The 16,726-nt window shown below is 66.5% G+C and carries 23 protein-coding genes and 2 pseudogenes; 19 read left to right on the top strand and 6 right to left on the bottom strand.

The window, feature by feature from the left end:
- Window positions 1-48 precede the first annotated feature (48 nt).
- The 8 genes from D7M15_RS16495 to D7M15_RS16460 all read left to right on the top strand — a co-directional run bounded on the left by D7M15_RS16495 (window position 49) and on the right by D7M15_RS16460 (window position 5,846).
- The gene (locus tag D7M15_RS16495) at window positions 49-537 is read left to right on the top strand and encodes a sigma factor (RefSeq protein ID WP_165906278.1); all 489 of its coding nucleotides are present in this window, start codon (window positions 49-51) and stop codon (window positions 535-537) included.
- A gap of 1 nt (window position 538) precedes the next feature.
- Window positions 539-688 (top strand): hypothetical protein, encoded by a 150-nt coding sequence (locus tag D7M15_RS16490; RefSeq protein ID WP_240649672.1) that lies wholly within the window; start codon window positions 539-541, stop codon window positions 686-688.
- Between the two features lie 708 nt (window positions 689-1,396).
- Window positions 1,397-1,780 carry a hypothetical protein gene (locus D7M15_RS16485; RefSeq protein ID WP_121518216.1) on the top strand — a complete coding sequence of 128 codons (384 nt, stop codon included), beginning with the start codon at window positions 1,397-1,399 and terminating at the stop codon, window positions 1,778-1,780.
- 805 nt (window positions 1,781-2,585) lie between these two features.
- Window positions 2,586-2,732 carry a hypothetical protein gene (locus D7M15_RS28530; RefSeq protein WP_165906277.1) on the top strand — a complete coding sequence of 49 codons (147 nt, stop codon included), beginning with the start codon at window positions 2,586-2,588 and terminating at the stop codon, window positions 2,730-2,732.
- Between the two features lie 21 nt (window positions 2,733-2,753).
- Window positions 2,754-3,098: a hypothetical protein gene (locus D7M15_RS28235; RefSeq protein WP_127201765.1), complete on the top strand. Its 345-nt coding sequence runs from the start codon at window positions 2,754-2,756 to the stop codon at window positions 3,096-3,098.
- 2 nt (window positions 3,099-3,100) lie between these two features.
- Complete coding sequence (locus tag D7M15_RS16480) at window positions 3,101-3,565, top strand: hypothetical protein (RefSeq protein ID WP_121518215.1); 465 nt, start codon at window positions 3,101-3,103, stop codon at window positions 3,563-3,565.
- 1,466 nt (window positions 3,566-5,031) lie between these two features.
- Window positions 5,032-5,244 (top strand): hypothetical protein, encoded by a 213-nt coding sequence (locus tag D7M15_RS16465; RefSeq protein WP_127201764.1) that lies wholly within the window; start codon window positions 5,032-5,034, stop codon window positions 5,242-5,244.
- 53 nt (window positions 5,245-5,297) lie between these two features.
- On the top strand, window positions 5,298-5,846 hold the full coding sequence (locus tag D7M15_RS16460; protein ID WP_240649336.1) for a transfer protein spdA: 549 nt from the start codon (window positions 5,298-5,300) through the stop codon (window positions 5,844-5,846).
- A gap of 55 nt (window positions 5,847-5,901) precedes the next feature.
- Here the strand turns inward: D7M15_RS16460 and D7M15_RS16455 are convergent.
- The 3 genes and pseudogenes from D7M15_RS16455 to D7M15_RS16445 all read right to left on the bottom strand — a co-directional run bounded on the left by D7M15_RS16455 (window position 5,902) and on the right by D7M15_RS16445 (window position 7,515).
- A pseudogene (locus D7M15_RS16455) lies at window positions 5,902-6,749 on the bottom strand (helix-turn-helix transcriptional regulator).
- A gap of 24 nt (window positions 6,750-6,773) precedes the next feature.
- On the bottom strand, window positions 6,774-7,283 hold the full coding sequence (locus D7M15_RS16450; protein WP_121518211.1) for a DUF6879 family protein: 510 nt from the start codon (window positions 7,281-7,283) through the stop codon (window positions 6,774-6,776).
- Complete coding sequence (locus D7M15_RS16445) at window positions 7,261-7,515, bottom strand: hypothetical protein (RefSeq protein ID WP_121518210.1); 255 nt, start codon at window positions 7,513-7,515, stop codon at window positions 7,261-7,263. Before D7M15_RS16445 ends, D7M15_RS16450 begins: the two co-directional genes overlap by 23 nt.
- A gap of 177 nt (window positions 7,516-7,692) precedes the next feature.
- Here D7M15_RS16445 and D7M15_RS29065 point away from each other — a divergent pair, with 177 nt between their 5' ends.
- Window positions 7,693-7,890 carry a hypothetical protein gene (locus tag D7M15_RS29065; protein WP_121520876.1) on the top strand — a complete coding sequence of 66 codons (198 nt, stop codon included), beginning with the start codon at window positions 7,693-7,695 and terminating at the stop codon, window positions 7,888-7,890.
- 464 nt (window positions 7,891-8,354) lie between these two features.
- Here D7M15_RS29065 and D7M15_RS16435 read toward each other — a convergent pair.
- A pseudogene (locus tag D7M15_RS16435) lies at window positions 8,355-8,633 on the bottom strand (ATPase, T2SS/T4P/T4SS family); the annotation flags it as partial.
- 41 nt (window positions 8,634-8,674) lie between these two features.
- On the opposite strand from D7M15_RS16435, the gene D7M15_RS16430 reads away from it, so the two are divergent.
- Window positions 8,675-10,171: a recombinase family protein gene (locus tag D7M15_RS16430; RefSeq protein WP_121520874.1), complete on the top strand. Its 1,497-nt coding sequence runs from the start codon at window positions 8,675-8,677 to the stop codon at window positions 10,169-10,171.
- 24 nt (window positions 10,172-10,195) lie between these two features.
- Here the strand turns inward: D7M15_RS16430 and D7M15_RS16425 are convergent, their stop codons facing one another.
- Complete coding sequence (locus D7M15_RS16425) at window positions 10,196-10,720, bottom strand: hypothetical protein (protein WP_121518209.1); 525 nt, start codon at window positions 10,718-10,720, stop codon at window positions 10,196-10,198.
- Entirely contained in the window at window positions 10,717-11,157 is a 441-nt protein-coding gene (locus tag D7M15_RS16420; RefSeq protein ID WP_121518208.1) for a helix-turn-helix transcriptional regulator, read from the bottom strand. The genes D7M15_RS16425 and D7M15_RS16420 overlap by 4 nt, the downstream gene beginning before the upstream one ends.
- Before the next feature lie 195 nt (window positions 11,158-11,352).
- Between D7M15_RS16420 and D7M15_RS16415 the strand changes: the two genes are divergently transcribed.
- The 9 genes from D7M15_RS16415 (at window position 11,353) to D7M15_RS16375 (ending at window position 16,722) form a co-directional block, all read left to right on the top strand.
- Window positions 11,353-11,691 (top strand): helix-turn-helix transcriptional regulator, encoded by a 339-nt coding sequence (locus tag D7M15_RS16415; RefSeq protein ID WP_121518207.1) that lies wholly within the window; start codon window positions 11,353-11,355, stop codon window positions 11,689-11,691.
- A 15-nt stretch (window positions 11,692-11,706) separates the two neighbouring features.
- The gene (locus D7M15_RS16410; RefSeq protein WP_121518206.1) at window positions 11,707-12,579 is read left to right on the top strand and encodes a hypothetical protein; all 873 of its coding nucleotides are present in this window, start codon (window positions 11,707-11,709) and stop codon (window positions 12,577-12,579) included.
- A gap of 5 nt (window positions 12,580-12,584) precedes the next feature.
- Entirely contained in the window at window positions 12,585-12,911 is a 327-nt protein-coding gene (locus D7M15_RS16405) for a hypothetical protein (RefSeq protein WP_127201763.1), read from the top strand.
- Window positions 12,908-13,108 carry a hypothetical protein gene (locus D7M15_RS16400; protein WP_121518204.1) on the top strand — a complete coding sequence of 67 codons (201 nt, stop codon included), beginning with the start codon at window positions 12,908-12,910 and terminating at the stop codon, window positions 13,106-13,108. The genes D7M15_RS16405 and D7M15_RS16400 overlap by 4 nt, the downstream gene beginning before the upstream one ends.
- Entirely contained in the window at window positions 13,105-13,539 is a 435-nt protein-coding gene (locus tag D7M15_RS16395; protein ID WP_121518203.1) for a hypothetical protein, read from the top strand. The genes D7M15_RS16400 and D7M15_RS16395 overlap by 4 nt, the downstream gene beginning before the upstream one ends.
- Window positions 13,536-13,742, top strand: coding sequence for a hypothetical protein (locus tag D7M15_RS16390; protein ID WP_121518202.1), 207 nt, complete (start codon window positions 13,536-13,538; stop codon window positions 13,740-13,742). Before D7M15_RS16395 ends, D7M15_RS16390 begins: the two co-directional genes overlap by 4 nt.
- Window positions 13,739-14,137, top strand: coding sequence for a hypothetical protein (locus tag D7M15_RS28525; protein WP_165906275.1), 399 nt, complete (start codon window positions 13,739-13,741; stop codon window positions 14,135-14,137). Before D7M15_RS16390 ends, D7M15_RS28525 begins: the two co-directional genes overlap by 4 nt.
- A gap of 84 nt (window positions 14,138-14,221) precedes the next feature.
- Complete coding sequence (locus tag D7M15_RS16380) at window positions 14,222-15,091, top strand: toprim domain-containing protein (RefSeq protein WP_121518201.1); 870 nt, start codon at window positions 14,222-14,224, stop codon at window positions 15,089-15,091.
- The gene (locus tag D7M15_RS16375; protein ID WP_121518200.1) at window positions 15,091-16,722 is read left to right on the top strand and encodes a YfjI family protein; all 1,632 of its coding nucleotides are present in this window, start codon (window positions 15,091-15,093) and stop codon (window positions 16,720-16,722) included. Before D7M15_RS16380 ends, D7M15_RS16375 begins: the two co-directional genes overlap by 1 nt.
- Window positions 16,723-16,726: the final 4 nt, after the last annotated feature.

Here is a 16,726-nt window from a genome sequence, read left to right as displayed (position 1 = left end):
TTCACAGAGACACAACTACGGGCAGCGCAAGCAGGGGACCCGGAAGCCGTGACAGCCATCCTTACGGCCCTTGAGGGGCTTGTGCGGGCACGCGCACGCCTGGTTGACCGCTACAACGCCGAAGACCTCGAACAAGTCGGGCGAGAAGCACTTTGGTTGGCTCTCCGTCGTTTCGCGGGCAACACGCGCGCACAGTTCCTCACGTTCGCTGACCGCACGATGACCGGCGCCATGCGCGACGCGAGCTACGCCGCTAGGTACCCGGGAATCAGCAAGGATGAGGCGAAGCTATGGCTTTCCGCACTCAAGCGTTGTGACGGCGACGAAGACCAAGCGGAACGCCTGGCGTGTTCCGGCGAGTTGGCATGGCGCATGAGCACCGCTACAGCGAAAGCGGTACGAAGCGCCGTGAGACCCCCTGAGGACTTCCCGGAGCACCTGGGCACCCCCCGCCCCCGTGAAGCCCTCGAAGGACGCTACGAGGCGCGCTACGACCCTGCTGGCGAGTCTGGGGGCACAGCAGCGCGCCGTGCTTGAGATGACCTACGGCCTAGGCAACTTCGGCCGGATGAGCGACAGCGAGATAGCGACGGCACTGGGCGTACCGAAGGCGCGCATTGCCTCAGTGCGGCACAAGGCGCTGAAGCGGCTAGCAGAGCGGGCGGCCGGTAGCTTCATGTTCCGCTGACACTCATACGGGCCAAGCCCCGTTCGGCCCCTGTGGCTGGGCGGGGCTTTCTCGCGCCCTCAGCGGCCCTGTGAGCGCCTTTGGCGCGGCCAGTGGACCAGGAAGCCAGCGCGAAGCCTTTGGGCGCTTAGGCGGGCACTGGGGGCCTTGGTGTCGTTGTGGCGACGAAGTGGCGGCGCTACAGCGGGGCGGACCCTCTCTGACCTGCAAGTAGTGACAGAGTTGTATTCTGTTATGGGTTTGCGGACTCTACTAGGAGTACTAGTGCTATTCCCAAAACCCGTAACGGTACCCGAGTTCCGTCACTTCCCCTGGTCAGACCCCCCAAGAGGCTTCCGACAAGCGCCATTTAGTAGCCATCACGACACCCCGCCACCGACGGCTATGTAACAGAAGCGTAACGAACCTCGGCCCCTGTGCCCGAAATCGCGCCTTTCCGCGCTGTAGGGGCAGTCCACTCTCTAGATACACAGTAGAGAGCACTTGGTGCGCACGCGCCCCCTGCTCGCTGCGGACGGCATCACCCCGGTTCGCTCTCCGCCGTGCGTCGGAAGGCCCACCTACCAGTTTTGCTAGGTGGGCTCGTAACGCACCCTCCTTCAACGGCCCTAGGTCTGGTTGATTCCCAAGCGGTAGTGATGCCCCGCTGTGGTGAGTCCCGGACCTAGGGCCGTTTTCGTTTGGCATCACACCGAAAGGCATCACGTCATGCCCGCAGCCCTATCCGAGTACCGCCGCGCTCACAGCCTTGTCGCAGAGGTAAAGGGACCAGCGAGACACAAGCCGTGCGACTTCTGCGGCAAGTTCGCTGACGACTGGGCCTACAACCATGCGGACCCGAGAGAGATCTACCGCGACGGCTACCTGTGGAGTGAAAACACGTCTTACTACTTCCCGCTGTGCCGGAAGCACCACCGCGCATACGACAGGACGTTCCGGACCAAGGGGCGGGAAGCGCTGACTGCCTTCGCGGAGAAGATGAGGCGAGAGAATCAGCGCCTACCAGAAGAGATCTCCGTCATGCGTGCGATGTGCGACGCGCTTTGGCGATCAAGAGAGATCGGACTTGGCAACATTGAGCCGGGGGTGTGACCGTGTTTGACTGGTCATGTCGGTACGCGCGCTGTCGAAAGAACGCAGACGTTCCGTCAACCAAAGCGCTTTACTGCTCCGCCGCTTGTCGGCAAGGCGCGCACCGGGACAAACTGAGGGCGCGAGGGATCGACCCCCACAAGCCCCGCACGGCCGAGCAGCGCGGGGAAGGGCCTTGCCCCGTCTGCCGTTCCAGCGTTCCGCGCACGGGTAAGGGGCGCATTCGCGTCTACTGCTCTAACGCGTGTAAGGACAAGGCGTACACGCGGCGGCTCACTGGCGCAGACAGGGCACTAAGCGAACTTCCGGCATTCGTCGCGCACCTTGCCCCGGCGCCGGGTAGCTCAGCACCCGCCGCAGAGGTCTACGAATACTTCCTGCGCTGGTGTAGGGCTCGTGCACTCAGCCCGCTGTCTCGCCGCGCACTCAACGAGGCGTTGGCGGACCGATTCGGCTTCTCTCGTAAGCGCACGAAGCGCGGAGTCGTCCTGAAGTACGAAGATGGAACACCGCCTACCCCGTGATCTCGGGGGAGACCAAAACATGCCCCGCCGGGAATCAGCCCCGGCGGGGCGTTCCCATACCCGGGAGACATCCACATGCCCACGCCTAACGACATGCCCCCGCGCAGCGTTCCGCTTAGAGTTCGTGTCGCTCGGACGCTAAGCGCTGTGCTAGACCGCATTGACACTGACGGCCCGATGCCGGGCGACAAGCCACATGCGCTTTTGAGGTACGTGGCCGAACTTGCAGCCGCTGAGGCGGCATTGCAGGCATGCGCGCTAGAGCACAGAAAGGCGAATCCGTGAATGAGATCGCTCAGGCGCTCAGCATCCTTGAGCGCAAGACCACTACACCTCGGGACGCAGCCCAGCGCGCCGAGGTAATGGCCGCTTTCGCCGTGCTGCGTCGGCTGGTCCCGGCGGAAGAAAACGCCGACGAGCGCCACTGACCCACCTACCAGTTTTCGTAGGTGATCCACTCCAAGAAGGAAAAGAAAATGACAGATACCCCCTGGTACATGCGCACCACGGACACCACTGCCACAGACAAGGGCAGCGCGGAGCGCAACCTAAAGCATGTTGGGAGGCTCGCGGCACTAGCCAGCGAAGAAGCCGACGCTGTTACGGCTCAGCTTCGGGATGCAGAGGCTAAGGGTGTCGCCGTTCCCGCTGAGGTCCGGATGTCCATGGGCTATGCCACGCATGCCCGCAAGGCTGCCACTCAGCTTGCCGCGCTGCCGCCGAATCCTGAGTCTGAGCCTTCCACTGGCAACCTAACCCCCGAACAGCGCGTCGCGCGCGGATATGGAGCCTGAGAATGACTGCCCTTGAAAGCGCCCGTAAGGCCGCTGAGGCTGCCGCCGCGAAGCTGGCTGAGGTGGAGGCTGAGGCAGCCGAGAAGGCCGCGCAGGAAGCCGCACAGCGCCGTGCGGCCCAGCATGAAGCCGCCACCCGCTTCCTAGCTGACCTGCCGGGGCTGGAAGCCAGCGTCAGAGGCGAGAAGCCGAGCCACGCTGCAATGGCCACGGCTCTGGAGGCGGGGACCCTACCCGCGCTGGTTGGTGACTACCTTGCCCGGCGGGATGCGCGGCAAAAGCTTCGCGACCATGCCAGACAGTGCGCCCGGCTACTAGACCGGGATGACTCCCGCATCACTGAGCTTCGCTGGGTTGACCCGGCAGAGGAACTGCGGCGCTGGACGGCGGACGCTCTCTATGAGCTTCGGCGTACGAAGGCGGACACCCTCTCGGCTGCCGTGCTGAGCACTTACGAGGTGGAATAGCCGTGGCCTCCGATGCTCTCGACCCCGGACCGAATGGCGACTACCCCAACTTTCCCCGGTTGCCGGACGGTAGCCCCGCTTGGTCTGACCGGTGCCCCGTTGGTTATCACGGCAATCGGATGCCCCGGGGAATGACCACGGTAACGCGCAACGGTCGGTGTTACCTCATCGACCAGACTCCGCGTGACGCCAATGGCTTCCCCATTGATCCGCCTGCGAGGTTCGAATGAGCTTCCCTCCGGTCATTTTGCCTGAATGAACAGCGAATAGGGCCGTGTCTCTAAGGGGGCACGGCCCCTACCTTGCCGCCCCCTGTGCGGCGCTGTGAGCCCCTGCCGTGCATCGAGGGCCCTTAGCCGACCCTGTGCCCGCATGGGGCCGTACAGCCCATTAGGAGTCTCCTTGCCGAGTAGGCCGAAGAAGCCATGTTCTCAGCCTGGTTGTCCCGAGTTGACAACGACTGGTGGTCGATGTCCCGAGCACAGCAAGCAAGCAACTAAGCAGCGATACAAGGGAACATCATCGAGTAGGTACAACGATCCACAGTGGACTGCGTTCCGCAAGGACTACATCTACCGCAACGGGTATTGCGTGCTGCGTGGTGCGCTGTCAGTGGCCGTTGAACATTTCCCGAAGAGCCGAAGGGCACTTATCGCTGAGGGCATCACGAACCCCGATCAGGACAGGTACGTACGCGCACTGTCCCCGTCGGTGACTACGGCTCGTCACTGCAAATCGACGCCGATCACGCTGAGTTGACCCTCCGCGCTGTCCGAGCCTGACCCACCCACCCTGGCACCCGGCGGGGGACCCCCTCCGGCCCTGGTGGAAGATCGAGAGGGAGCGCGATCGCTGATACGGCGCTTCAACATGTTCTCGTCACACTGACAATTATCCAGGAAGGCACTCGACAATGCCCGCGCATCGAAAGCCACACCTACAGTCCGTGCGAGAAGGCACATTTCGCCCGGACCGGCAGTCCGAAGGGGTGCGCTTCGCACCCGTTAGTCCTGTGGAACCTGACTGGGGGTCCCTTCTTCCCGGCCGTAACAAGGCAGCGGAGACCATGCGAACTGAGGCTGCCGAGACTTGGGCCCGTATCGTCCCGTCCCTGGTTGCTTCCGCTGGCCTTACTGATCCGCAGAGCTTCACGGCCGTTGAGTTCGTGGTCACGGCCGTCCAGCTTCGGGAGATCAGCCGACAGATCAGTGAGGACGGCTTTACGGTCCCTGGCGCCCGTGGTGAAAGCAAGGTTCGTCACCCGCTTCTGTCCAGCGTTCCGCAAGCGCGTATGGCGCTAATTCGCCTGGCGGGTGAGCTGGGCCTTACACCTTCCGCAGCCACGAAACTTGTTGCGCCGGACAACGGCGCTGATTCTGATTCTGACGTGTGGGACTGATCCCGCCCCGCTGATTCCCTAAGCCCCTGCCGCCACTCGGTAGCCGGGGCTTTTCTATGCCCTGAGGGTGGCTATGACTGATTACAAAACGCGCCTCACCGCGTTTTTGGCGCTCAGCGACGAAGAGCTAGCGCGTCCACTGTGGGAGATCGCCCCGGCCGACCGCCGGGCTTTCATATCCGCCCGTTCCCGGCGTCAGTTCGCTGAGCGTTCCAATATCGAAGAATTCCAGATGCCAGAGGCGCACCAGCGCGTCACCGATTGGGCCGACACCGAATGACCAAGCGACTGTCTTTCACGGACGTTGTCCGGTATCTGGCCCTTGCTGCGGCCATGCTGATTTCCTATGCGACACAGCGGGATCTGGCGCTGGCCCATGACGTCCCTAAGTCCGTTGCCCCGGCCGTTCCCGTGGCCGTTGATCTGTACATGGTCTGGGCTGTCCGGTCACGCCGGGATGTTGCGCTGGCCGTGTCCGTTGCCGTGTCCGCGAATGTGGCTGGTGTCCTCACGACCGAGGAACTTGCCGCCGTTGGTACCTGGGTGGCCGCTGGACTGCATGCCGTCTTCCCGCTGACCGTCTGGCGGATGCATCGCGCGGAAAGCCCTGAGCGCCCCTCTGAGAGCCTGCCGGACGTGCCCACGGACTCTGAGCCCATCAAGGCCCCGGAGAGCGTCTGGCCGCCCGCTGACATATGGCAGGACTTCGCTGACAGCCAGCCGGACAGCACCACGGACACTCCGCCTTCCGCTGAGGACATCCGCGCGGCTATGTCCGTGTTGGAATCCCGCAATGGCCGACCCGTGACCGGCCGCATGGTGGCTGATCATTTCGGAGTGTCCGAACGAACCGGCCGCCGTTACCTTGCAATGGCCGCATGACTGTGAGCCCCATACCCGCTGCCTGACTGGCGGCCGGTATGGGGCTCTTCGTGTTTCAGCCCACGGCTTCAATGGCCGCTGTGACGAGCGAACGGGCTTCCGCCCGTAGGCGGCAGCGTCCTTCAAGTTCCCGAACGCTTTGAGGTACAGCGCAACGTCGCTGGGCTGAGTTTCCTTAATGGCCGCTGACAGGGTTTCCACGTGGACACGCTGACGGTCAAATATGGTGAACGTTTCGAGCGGCCATGCCTGCCGGGGTGCCGTGAATGGAATGATGCCCAATGAGATTGAGGGCAGTGCCATGACTGATAGCAAGTGGCCTAGCTGGGCGGCCATCACTTCGGCACTTCCAATCCGGTACCGCAACACTGATTCCTCAACCAATACCGCGAATCGGTGGTCTCCTTCTCGGATCACTCGGGAGCGATTCATTCGCGCTGCCACGGCGTCTGAAACGTCATCAGGCGTGCCGCGAAACTGCGCAATAGAAGTCATCAACGCATGCGCGTAGCCGGGAGTCTGGAAAAATCCCGGCACAACATTTGAACAGTAGACGTGGAATTGGCGTGTTTGCTGGTACAGCGATACGCCCGACTCCTGTAGTTGCTTCATTCCTGTTCGCTGTAGCCGCCTCCACTGGACGTACATTGAGTCAGCGTGTCGGCTAACGGCAATCAAGTCGTCCGCTAGGTGTTCTACTCGGCATTCTCGGCACCATGCGCGGATATCAGCGTCAGATGGCGGGGTTTTGGCATGCTCGATTCGCGATGACTTGGATTCTGACCAGTTGCAGCGGGTAGCCAACTCACGCCCCGTTAGTCCTGCATCTAGCCGTGCCTCTCGGAGACGAGCGGCTACGTCTTCCCTCGCTGCCTGCACACGGGACGATGGAGACGAAGGCATGAGTTGGCTACCCGGTTCTTGCTGTCAGACGGAGTATCGGTCGTGAGGAGTTGCACGCTTCCAGATTTCTTCGAACGCGGACGCGCACAGTTTCAACGCCTTTGCGTCGTCCGTCAGCTCGTCCTTGACTAGACTCCCGTCACCCGCGAAGTGGTGCACCCGAAGTAGCGTCCCGTCGAAGAGCCAGAAGTCATTGCCGGGCATGGGCACGTCCGTTGTCTGGCGTCGTGGGAGCCAGCGGACTTCTTCACCCGCAATCTGGTTCGCCCGTGTCACGTAGTGTTCCCAGCGGATGTATTCGCTCACTGGTTCTGAGACGACACGGGCACGCCGAACAACTACACCCCGGGACACGGCGCTTGCGATGTTGTCGTGAAACGGGCGCCACCACGCCGCGTGGTCTTCCCAGTTCACGAGTTCGCCACGCTGCCAGGCTTCTAGTCTCGGGTTGGTGCCGTAGTCGTCGCGCATTTCCAGATGCACGGCCGAGCTACGGCATTTCCCCAGAAGTTCACTGAACGGCGGAATGCTCAACGGTGTCGCACGCTTCCTTGATCATCGGCACCATGCGGGCCGGAATCCTGACGATTTCTTCATAGTCCGGCACTCCGCCCTTCGCGGGGGTGTTGGACTCGCATGCCGCTTTCAGCTCAGCGGACACCTTCCATCCTTGAATGACCAACTCCCCGGCTTCGTCGTCTACCCACACTGTCGGGCAGTGCTCGTCATCCGTGTTCGGGTCGATTCCAACGAACCGTAGCGACATGTCACCCGCTCCTGTCTGGTCTCTTGCTCTGACTTGCACACTCATCGTCTCTCGTTCACGCGTACGGTCAAGACCGCCTGCGGAAAATCAGCGTGCAAGTCGCTGCAAGCCAGTGGAGCGCCCCGCGTGGCTGGTCGTTGACTGCTCATCAGGCAGAAGCGAACCAGGGGGTTGGACGTGAGTGAGCCGAACACCTACCCGAGCGCTCCGGGTGAACTTCCCTTGCGACTCGGCCAGTTGGAGCCCGCGCCGGTTGAAGGCTGTGCCGGATGCGCTGAGCTAGCGAAGGTGCGTAGCTGGGCGCGTGCCAGCGGAGACGGGACGACTGTCAGCGACTGCAACGTATTCATCCGCAGACACCCGGAGGGGCACTAGTGACAGTCGCACCGGAAGCGCCTGCGCCTGTGCGCTCGTACTGCGGGTGCTGCGCCGAATGGCGGGAGATCTGGTGTCCCGACTGCTGTGGGTTCTTCGGCTGCCGCACGTGCCGCAACACGTTCAAGGTGCCGTGCCCCCTGTGCGCGGGCGGGAAGAGGGAGCCGATCCGATGGTGAAACGCCTTGTGGGCCGTATCGCGTGGCCGACATTCGTAGCGATCTCAGCGGCACTGTGCGGCTTCATCGTCGCTGCCGCGCTGACAGGAAGACTGTGATGAGCAAACCCGGGCGCAAGCGTCCGCCGAAGGGCAACGGCAAGCGCACCAGCCTTGCCGACAAGGACGACCGAGCGACCAGCCAACAGCGCGCGGACTGGGGGAACTTGCTGGTCAGGATGCGCGCGAGAGTTAAGGGCCCCGAGTAGGCCCCTGACCTGCACTCATGCGTGTACGCTTAGGGCAGGCACCCGCCCGCGTGGCCCGTGTTCAAGGCGCTGAGCAGGTCGGTCACCTCGCTGCCCCGCACCTCTCCGACCACCAGCCGGTCGGGTCGCATGCGGAGCGCCTGGCGTACGAGGTCGCGCAGGCTGACGTGCCCGATGCCCTCCTGGTTGGCGACGCGCGACTCCAGCCGTACGACGTGGGGGTGGTCGGGACGCAGCTCCGCCGAGTCCTCGGCCAGCACGATCCGTTCGCGCGGGCCGACGAGCCCCAGCAGGCTGCTCAGCAGCGTCGTCTTCCCGAGACTTTATCCACAGCACCTCTAGTGCGATGCTGGACGGCATGACGCCCACCCGAAGCGACGCCGGAGCCCCGCTCCGCGCCCTCGTCTACGTCCGCATCAGCCAGGACCGGACCGGCGCGCACCTCGGCGTCGACCGCCAGCGCGAGGACTGCCAGGCCCTCGCCGAGCGCAACGGCTGGGAGATCGTCGACACCTACGTCGACAACGACCTGTCCGCCTACTCCGGGAAGCCCCGCAAGGGGTACCGGCAGCTGCTCGCCGACCTCGACGCCGGGCGCGCCACCGTCGTCATCGCGTGGCACACCGACCGGCTCCACCGCTCCCCCACCGAGTTGGAGGAGTACATCGACATCTCCGACCGGCGCGGGGTGTCCACCCACACGTGCCAGGCCGGGATCATCGACCTGTCGACGCCCTCGGGGCGGATGACCGCGCGCATCCTCGGGGCCGTCGCCCGGCACGAGTCCGAGCACAAGGCCGAGCGCGTCGCCCGCGCCCGGCTCCAGGCGGCCAAGGCCGGGAAGTGGTCGGGTGGCCTCCGGCCGTTCGGCTGGGGCATGCCCACGGGCGAGACGCGCACCGTCAAGGACGCCGAGACCGGGGCCGAGACCGAAGCGCCCGTCCTCGACATGGACCAGGCCGTGCCCGACGAGGCCCGGTGCGTCCTCGACTCGGTCGACGCGCTGCTCGGCGGGGCGTCGCTGCGCTCCCGCGTGAAGCACCTCAACGACAAGGGCGTGCTGACGACGGCCGGGAACGCGTGGACGCACCAGTCGTGGCGGGACGTACTGCTGCGGCCGAGGAACGCGGGGATCGCCGTCTACCGCGGCGAGGAGATCGGGGCCGGCAACTGGCAGGCGATCGTGCCCGAGGAGAAGTGGCGTGCCGTCGTCGCGCTGCTCACCGACCCGGGGCGGCGTACGACACCGGGCGGGCAGGTGCGCTGGCTCGGGTCGCTGCTGTACCGCTGCGGGGTGCCCGGCTGCGGCTGCCCCGGCCCGATGGTGTGCTCAATGTCCGGGGGCGCCTCACGGCCGTCGTACCGGTGCCGCCTGGGGCACGTCTCCCGGCGGGCCGACAAGCTCGACGAGCACGTGACGGACGTGATCCTGGAGCGCATGTCCCGCCCCGATGCCGCCGAGCTGCTGCTGCCCGCGGCCGAGAACGTGGACGTCGCCGCCCTCCAGGCGGAGGCGGGGCAGATCCAGCAGCGCCTGGGGGACCTGTCCGGCCTGTTCGGCGCCGGTCAGATCGACGCGGCGCAGCTCGCGTCGGGAAGCGAAGTCGCGAAGCGGCAGTTGGACGGCGTACGGCGCCAGCTCGCCGACGCCGCGGTCCGCGACCCTCTGGCCGTCGTCGTGGGCACACCCGACCCGCGTGCCGCGTGGAAGGGCCTGGGGCTGGAGGAGCAGCGCGAGATCCTGGCCGCGCTCGTCACCGTCACCGTGCGGAAGGGACGCCCGGGGCGCATGCCCGGCGGCGCGTACACCGACCTCGACTCCGTCGACTTCGACTGGAAGCGGGGGCGACGGTAGCCAGGCGGGACGCTGTCACTCAAGCTATCCGGCCCGTGTATCGCCGTCATCGTCGTTCAGTTGCCGGACGACTCGCAGTCGGGGCGGGTTCGCAGGGTCGACATTCCGTTCCCTTCTCAAGCCGTCCCAAGCAATTTGGTATGCCTTGATGACGTTCTCCTCCCATTCCTTAACCAATTCCTTCCGCTCCTCCGCGAACAGCCTTCGTTCTTCCCGAAGCAAGGCACGCTCACGCCTGATCACAAAGGACGCCGTAACTCGCTCACCAACGAGCCGGACCAACCAGAACATGATCAGTCCAACCATGATCGCATAGTACTTATCGCTCCCACTGCTGCCCGCGAGCGCCCGCAAGACGTCATACCTGGTCCAGGCGCTGAGGCACCCGGAAATCACCATAGCCACAGAAATCGTGTAACCGTAGACCTGCGTTACCCTGTATGTCCGATGGGCCCACTTCGAGAAATTCCCGTTCTCAACTTCCGACTTAATGAATTCCTTGATGTCACGTCGGCTCTCGCACCCGTCACATCCCTCGTGATACTTCACGCGCTTCGCCTCCTCGGCTCGTCGGTGAACTGCTCTTCTTGATCCCGCAGGTTTTCAACCATGGCTTGGAACATGGAAATGCTGCGAGGATCACGGAGCCCCAGGGCGCGCGCAGCAACCTCGGCGGTCATATCGCCCGTAGCCGGGTTGGTGGTGATGCTGGCCCCCTCGGATACGAGCCCGGACCGAACCAGGAGTTCACCGAGTGACACGTTGAGGGCGCGCGCCAAGGCTTCGAAGAACACGGGGTCGGGCAGGCTGATGCCCGCGAGCATGCGACTCACGCTCGCATGGGACATGCCAGCCGCTTCCGCGAGGGCTTTCTTCCCGCCGCCGCGGGGGCTGTCGATGTCGTATCCAGCGTCGCGGGCCGCGGCGGAGACGAACGCTCCGAACGCTTCGGCTCTGGACGTGGGGGGGCTGTGGCGTGGGCTCATACGTCCACGCTAGCAAGTACTTGCATGCTTGCAAAGACGCACACTGACCAGCGGTAACACAAAGAAAGCCCTGCTAACACGCCGTGCACGACATTCGGTCATCCCCTAACGTGCTTGCCAGCACGCACCTAGTGTGCGTAGCGTGCTTGTTAGCACGTACGCAATAGCGTGCGAGTCAACACGGGGAGTACGCCCATGCTCGATTACCGCCTGTCCAGTACGCGGCTCGCCGAAGTGGCAGCCGCGAAGGGCGACCACACGAGCTACGCCATCGCCAAGCGCACAGGCGTCGCGCAGTCGACGCTCTCGCGTCTGCGCCGCGGCGTAGCGAGTCCCGCCACCGAAACCCTCCTCGCGCTCGCCGACGCCTACGAGGTGACGGTCGAGGAGCTGGTCGAGATCCTGCGCACGCGGCAGAGCCAGCACAGGAAGCGTCCGGTCGGCAACGGGCCGGAGAACAAGAAGGACGTCGTCGGGGCGGCCACCCCGACGACGTCACGCGAGCACAACAGCACGTCCACCACGGTTCAGTAGAAGGCGAGAAGGCTCATGTCCAAGGTTATCGCCACACTCAACGAGGGGCCCCAGGTCCTCCACACCGAACACGACGGCACGACCGAGTCGCACGGCCGAGGCTCCCGGGCTGGGGAGCACGCGGGCGACGCGAACACCTCCGCCGCCTGCGCCTCCTTCCCCGGCTGCATCGAGACCGGAGACCACGGAGACCACCAGACGGAGACCATCTCCGTCGCGCCCACCGGGCGCCGCTCCAGGAGCTACCTCGGCGTCTACCTCATCGACTTCGGCGACGGCCCCCGCGCCGGATTCGAGGGCGACGGCGAATGGGCCGACCTCAACTCCTCCGGACTCCGCGCCGAAATCACCAAGATCCGCGCCCACCTCGTCCGGATGAGCGCCATGGCCGACCGGCTCGAAACGCTGGAGATCGCGACCAGGATCGGCCACCAGCGGGCCGCCGCCGCAGACGTCCGGGCGTACGCCGACACCCTCACCGACCCCGAGCAGCGCGAGAAGCTGTTCGACGTCGCCAGGCGAGTCGACGAGATGGCCCGCACCACGCACATCTACCTCGACGAGCAGCAGCACGACACCGGCATCCTCGCCGTCCTGAGCGGGCGCGACGACACGTTCCACGCCAAGTACGACCCCCGGCAGACGACCGTGGACGCCGTCGACCCCCTGCTGCGAGCCGAACTCGCCTGGCACGAGAAGCCCCCGAAGAAGCTCATCATCTCCACGGGCGGCACCCTCGCCGTGGCCCCGCTGCCCGAGGGCGAGCCCATGCGCATCGTCGAGCGCGGCGACGGCGGCGTACATGTCGTCCTCGACACCGCCCAGGCCCCCGCCGAAGAGGTGAAGGCGCTGCTCGCCAGCGCCCGCGCCGAGAAGGCCGGGGAGTGATCGCCGTGCGCAACGTCACCATCGACCAGGCCCTCGGCCTCCCCATGCCCGAACTGCTCGACGCGGTCGGCGCCGAGTTCACCACGGTCGACATCGACGACCCGGCATTCCACGGCTCCGCGATCCACACCCAGAGCGGGCGCCTCATCATCGTCGTCCCGTCCAGCATGGCGGCGGACACCGCCGACCGCATGGTGCGCTTCCTCGTCACCCAGGTGTGCGGCATCGAGGTCGCCTCGTCCCCGGTCGGCCTCGACGTCGAGTTCACGTACCTCGACGGCGGCGGCAACATCCTCTCCCACACCCTCGCCCCCGCGGGCGGTGACCGATGAGCGACAGCACCACGACCGCGACGGCCGGAGACCCCACCTCCGGCCGCCCGGCCCCCTCCGTCCTCGTCAAGGACGAGGCGTACTGGGCACGGGTCCGCGCCATCGTCGACACCGCCCCGCCCCTCACCGACGAGCAGAAGGTCCGCATCCGCGCCGCCCTCCACAGCAACCGCACCTCCCAGGGGGCCGCCGCGTGACCGACGACGAGCAGTTCGAGGACATCACCGCCAACCTGTCGACGACCTCCACCCTGTACGGGGCCATGCAGGAAGCGCGCGCCACCATGCACCGGGCCCACCCCGGCGGCATCGACGTCACCCTCATCGGACACGAGGCATGGCGCCAACTCACCCCCGTGCAGCGCGCCCAGGCCCTCGACGAGCTGTTCACCGCCTACCTCGTACGCCTCTCCGAAGAGGAGCGGTACGCCCAGCTCGACACCCAGGCCGCCACCGTCGGCACCTACCTCCAGCTCGACGACGAACACGTCCTCCAAGACGCCCTGGAACCGGCCCGGCCCATCCGCGAGGACACCGAAGTCGACGGCGTATGCGCCTCCGCGCTCGCCAACGTCCTCGACGAACTCGACCTCCTCCGGCACCGCCTGGCCCAGAAGGGGCGGCAGTGAACAGCCCCAGCGGCGACACCGCCGCGCCCGACTGCGGGCACTGGATCGGCGACGAGCGGCGCCACTGCCGCAGCGGCACCGACGTGCACCGGTACGTCATCGGCTACCGCTGCCCCGAGCACACCCCGGCCCGCCTCGCCGGGCGCCCCGAACCCCAACCCGGCCCCGGCTGGCCGGTCCACCGGACGGAGGACCCGTCGTGAACACACCGGACCCCGCCTTCCCCTATCCGCGCGTGCAGCACGTCGTCGCCGTCGACCTCACCAGCGAGGACTACTGGGAACACGGCGCGGTCATCACCGACCTGCGCGAGCAGTCCCGGCACCTCGGCGACGCCGTGCACGTACGCGTCCAGATCGGCGCGACCGCCCTCCGCGTCGGCGGCATGCGCCTCGAACAGGCCATCGCCCACGCCTTCTACGGGGTCGCCTCCATCGACATCGAGGTCCCCGGCACCCACGGCGGCGGGCGGCTGTTCGTCGAAGGCGTCGACCGCTGGGTGCGTCTCGCCCGGCAGGCCGCCGCCGAACCCGTCCCCGGGTATCTGGCCGCGCCCACCACGGCCGACCCCTGGAACACCACGCCCGCTACGGGCTGACCCCGGCCGGGCCCGCGCCGTCCACCCGACGGCGCGGACCCGGCCCCTCACGGACACCAGCCACCTGCACGAGAAGAGACGTTCGTGAACTCCGACGACCCCGTAGCCTTCAACCGCCTCGCGGACCTCCTCCGCGACCGCGGCGAACCCACCCGCTACCAAGGCGGCAGCCTGCGGACCCGCGGCATCTGCCACGACGGCGACTCCCCCGGAACCGTCGCCATCCGCCGCGGCAACAACGGCGGCGTCGTCATCCACTGCCACAAGTGCGACGGCAACACCGCGTTCCTCGCCGCCCTCGGCTGGACCGAATCCGACCTGTTCGACGCGCCCCTCGAACCCCGGCCCCGAGACCGGCCCGCCGACGACACGTGGATTCCCTGCCACGACCGCGGCCACAAGCGGACCGCCCAGTACGTGTACCGCGACCAGCACGGCGCCGTCGTCCACGGCGTCACCCGCTGCGACCACAAGTGCTTCGCGCAGTGGCGGCCCGCCGACGACACCCGCTCGGGGCGGCGCTGGCGCCTCACCGACGACCGCGGTAACCGCCTCGTCGCCACCGTCCCCTACCGGCTCCCCGAGCTGCTGAAGGCGAAGGCCGAGGAGCGCGTCATCTGGATCGCCGAAGGCGAGAAGGACGTACACGCCCTCGTCGACCACGGGCTCGCCGCCACCTGCAACGCCCAGGGCGCCGGCAAGTGGACCGCCGAACACGCCGCCTACCTCCAGGGCGCCGACGTCACCCTCGTCGCCGACCGCGACGAGAAGGGGCGGGCCCACGCCGAGGCCGTCGTCGAGACCCTGCTCGGCGTGGCCCGCTCCGTGTACGTCGTCCAGGCCCGCACCGGGAAGGACGCCGCCGACCACTTCGCGGCAGGCCACAACGACACCGAGTTCGTGCAGGTGTGGGCGCCCGCGCCGCACCCGCAGGATGCGGCGGTGGTGGGCTGATGGCGGGTCCGAAGTGGACGGAGGACGTGAAGCCCGAAGGGGATTCCGTCATTTCTGTCAGGCACTTCTCGGGGGTGTGGGAGGAGCCGATCTCGATCGATCGCCCCGCCCTGACCGCGTTCCCCACGGACTTGTTGGGGGTCAGCCTGTCGACCGTGGTGGACGCGGTCACCGCTCAGGTGCAGGTCGCCCCGGACATTCCGGCGATGATCGCCCTCGCGGCCATCTCGACCGCCGTAGGTGGGCGCGTGCAGATCCGGATTCGCCCCGGCTGGACCGAGGCGTCGTCCGTGTGGACCGCCACGGTGGCGGGCGCTGGCGAGCGCAAGAGCGCCGCCGAGGGCCCGTTCAGTGACGCGTTGCGGCGGATCGAGAAGAGACTGCGCGAGGACGCCCTGCCGGAGATCGAAGAGGCGGAGCAGATGCTCAAGGTGGCGCAGGCCCGGCTCGACGAGGCGGAGAAGGTCGCGGTCAAGGCGAAGCCCGACGCCTTCAAGTTGAAGATGGACGAGGCCCGTCTCGCCCGGCGCCAGTTGGCGGAACTCGGCCCGGTCCCGGCGCTGCCGCGGCTGCTGTTCGGCGACATCACGCCCGCCGCCATGCCGCAGAAGGCTTCGCAGCAGGCGGGCCGGATGGCGGTCATCCACTCCGAGGGCACGCTGCTCAAGCAGATGGGCGGCCTGTACAACAGCGGCGCCTCCGACACGGGATTCGCGCTCGACGCGTACGACGGCAAGGCCATGCCGGTCGACCGCGTCGGCCGCGACTCCATCGCCATGGAGTCGGCGCACCTGGCCGTTGGCCTGCTCATCCAGCCCGTCATCCTCGAACAGCTCGGCCGCAAGAAGGACGACGAGATGCTGCACAACGGGTTCGTGCAGCGGTTCCTGTACAGCTTCCCGTCGTCCCGCCTCGGCCACCAGGACCCGCGCGGCTCCATCGCGATCCCGGGGCGCCTCGTGCAGGACCTGGAGGAGCGACTGCAACAGCTCGTTGACGAGCTGTGGAAGAACGGACTCGTGCGGGTGATCGCGTTCACCGACGAGGCCAGCGAGGCCATGTACCAGTTCCAGGAAAGCCTTCAGCCGCGGCTGCGCAGGGGCGGGGACCTGCACCAGATGGCGTCTTGGGGCAGCAAGCTGCCGGGGAAGATCGCGCGCGTGGCCGGGCTGCTCGCCCTGTACGAGGACAGCACCACGCAGAGCATCACGGCCGAGCAGTTCGCGGCGGCCGTCGCCCTCGCCCCGTACTTCATCCAGCACGCCCGCCTGTGCCTCGACCTGATGGGGGCGAACCGTGACGGGCAGCTCGCCCCGGCCCGCGATGTCCTGGAGTGGCTGCGCCGCCGCAAGACCGAACAGGCCGGGCAGCCGTTCAGCGTCCGGGACGCGCAGCGGGGGGTCGACGGAAACGCCTGGGGGCCGGAGGGCGTGACCTCCGAGACCGTGACCGCCGCCATCGACGTGCTGGTGGACCGCGGGTGGGCCGCGCCCGTACCGGAGGAGCCACGCGCAGAGGGTCAGAGGGGGCGGAGGCCGTCCCCCAGGTACATGCCGCACCCCCTCATTTGGGACAAGTCATGGCGAAAAGAAGAAGAAGAAGTCTCTGATACACACCTAAGGAGTGCCTGACAGA

Source organism: Streptomyces sp. Z26 (assembly GCF_003665095.1).
GTDB lineage: Bacteria > Actinomycetota > Actinomycetes > Streptomycetales > Streptomycetaceae > Streptomyces > Streptomyces phytohabitans.
This window is presented reverse-complemented; position numbering and strand designations above follow the sequence as displayed.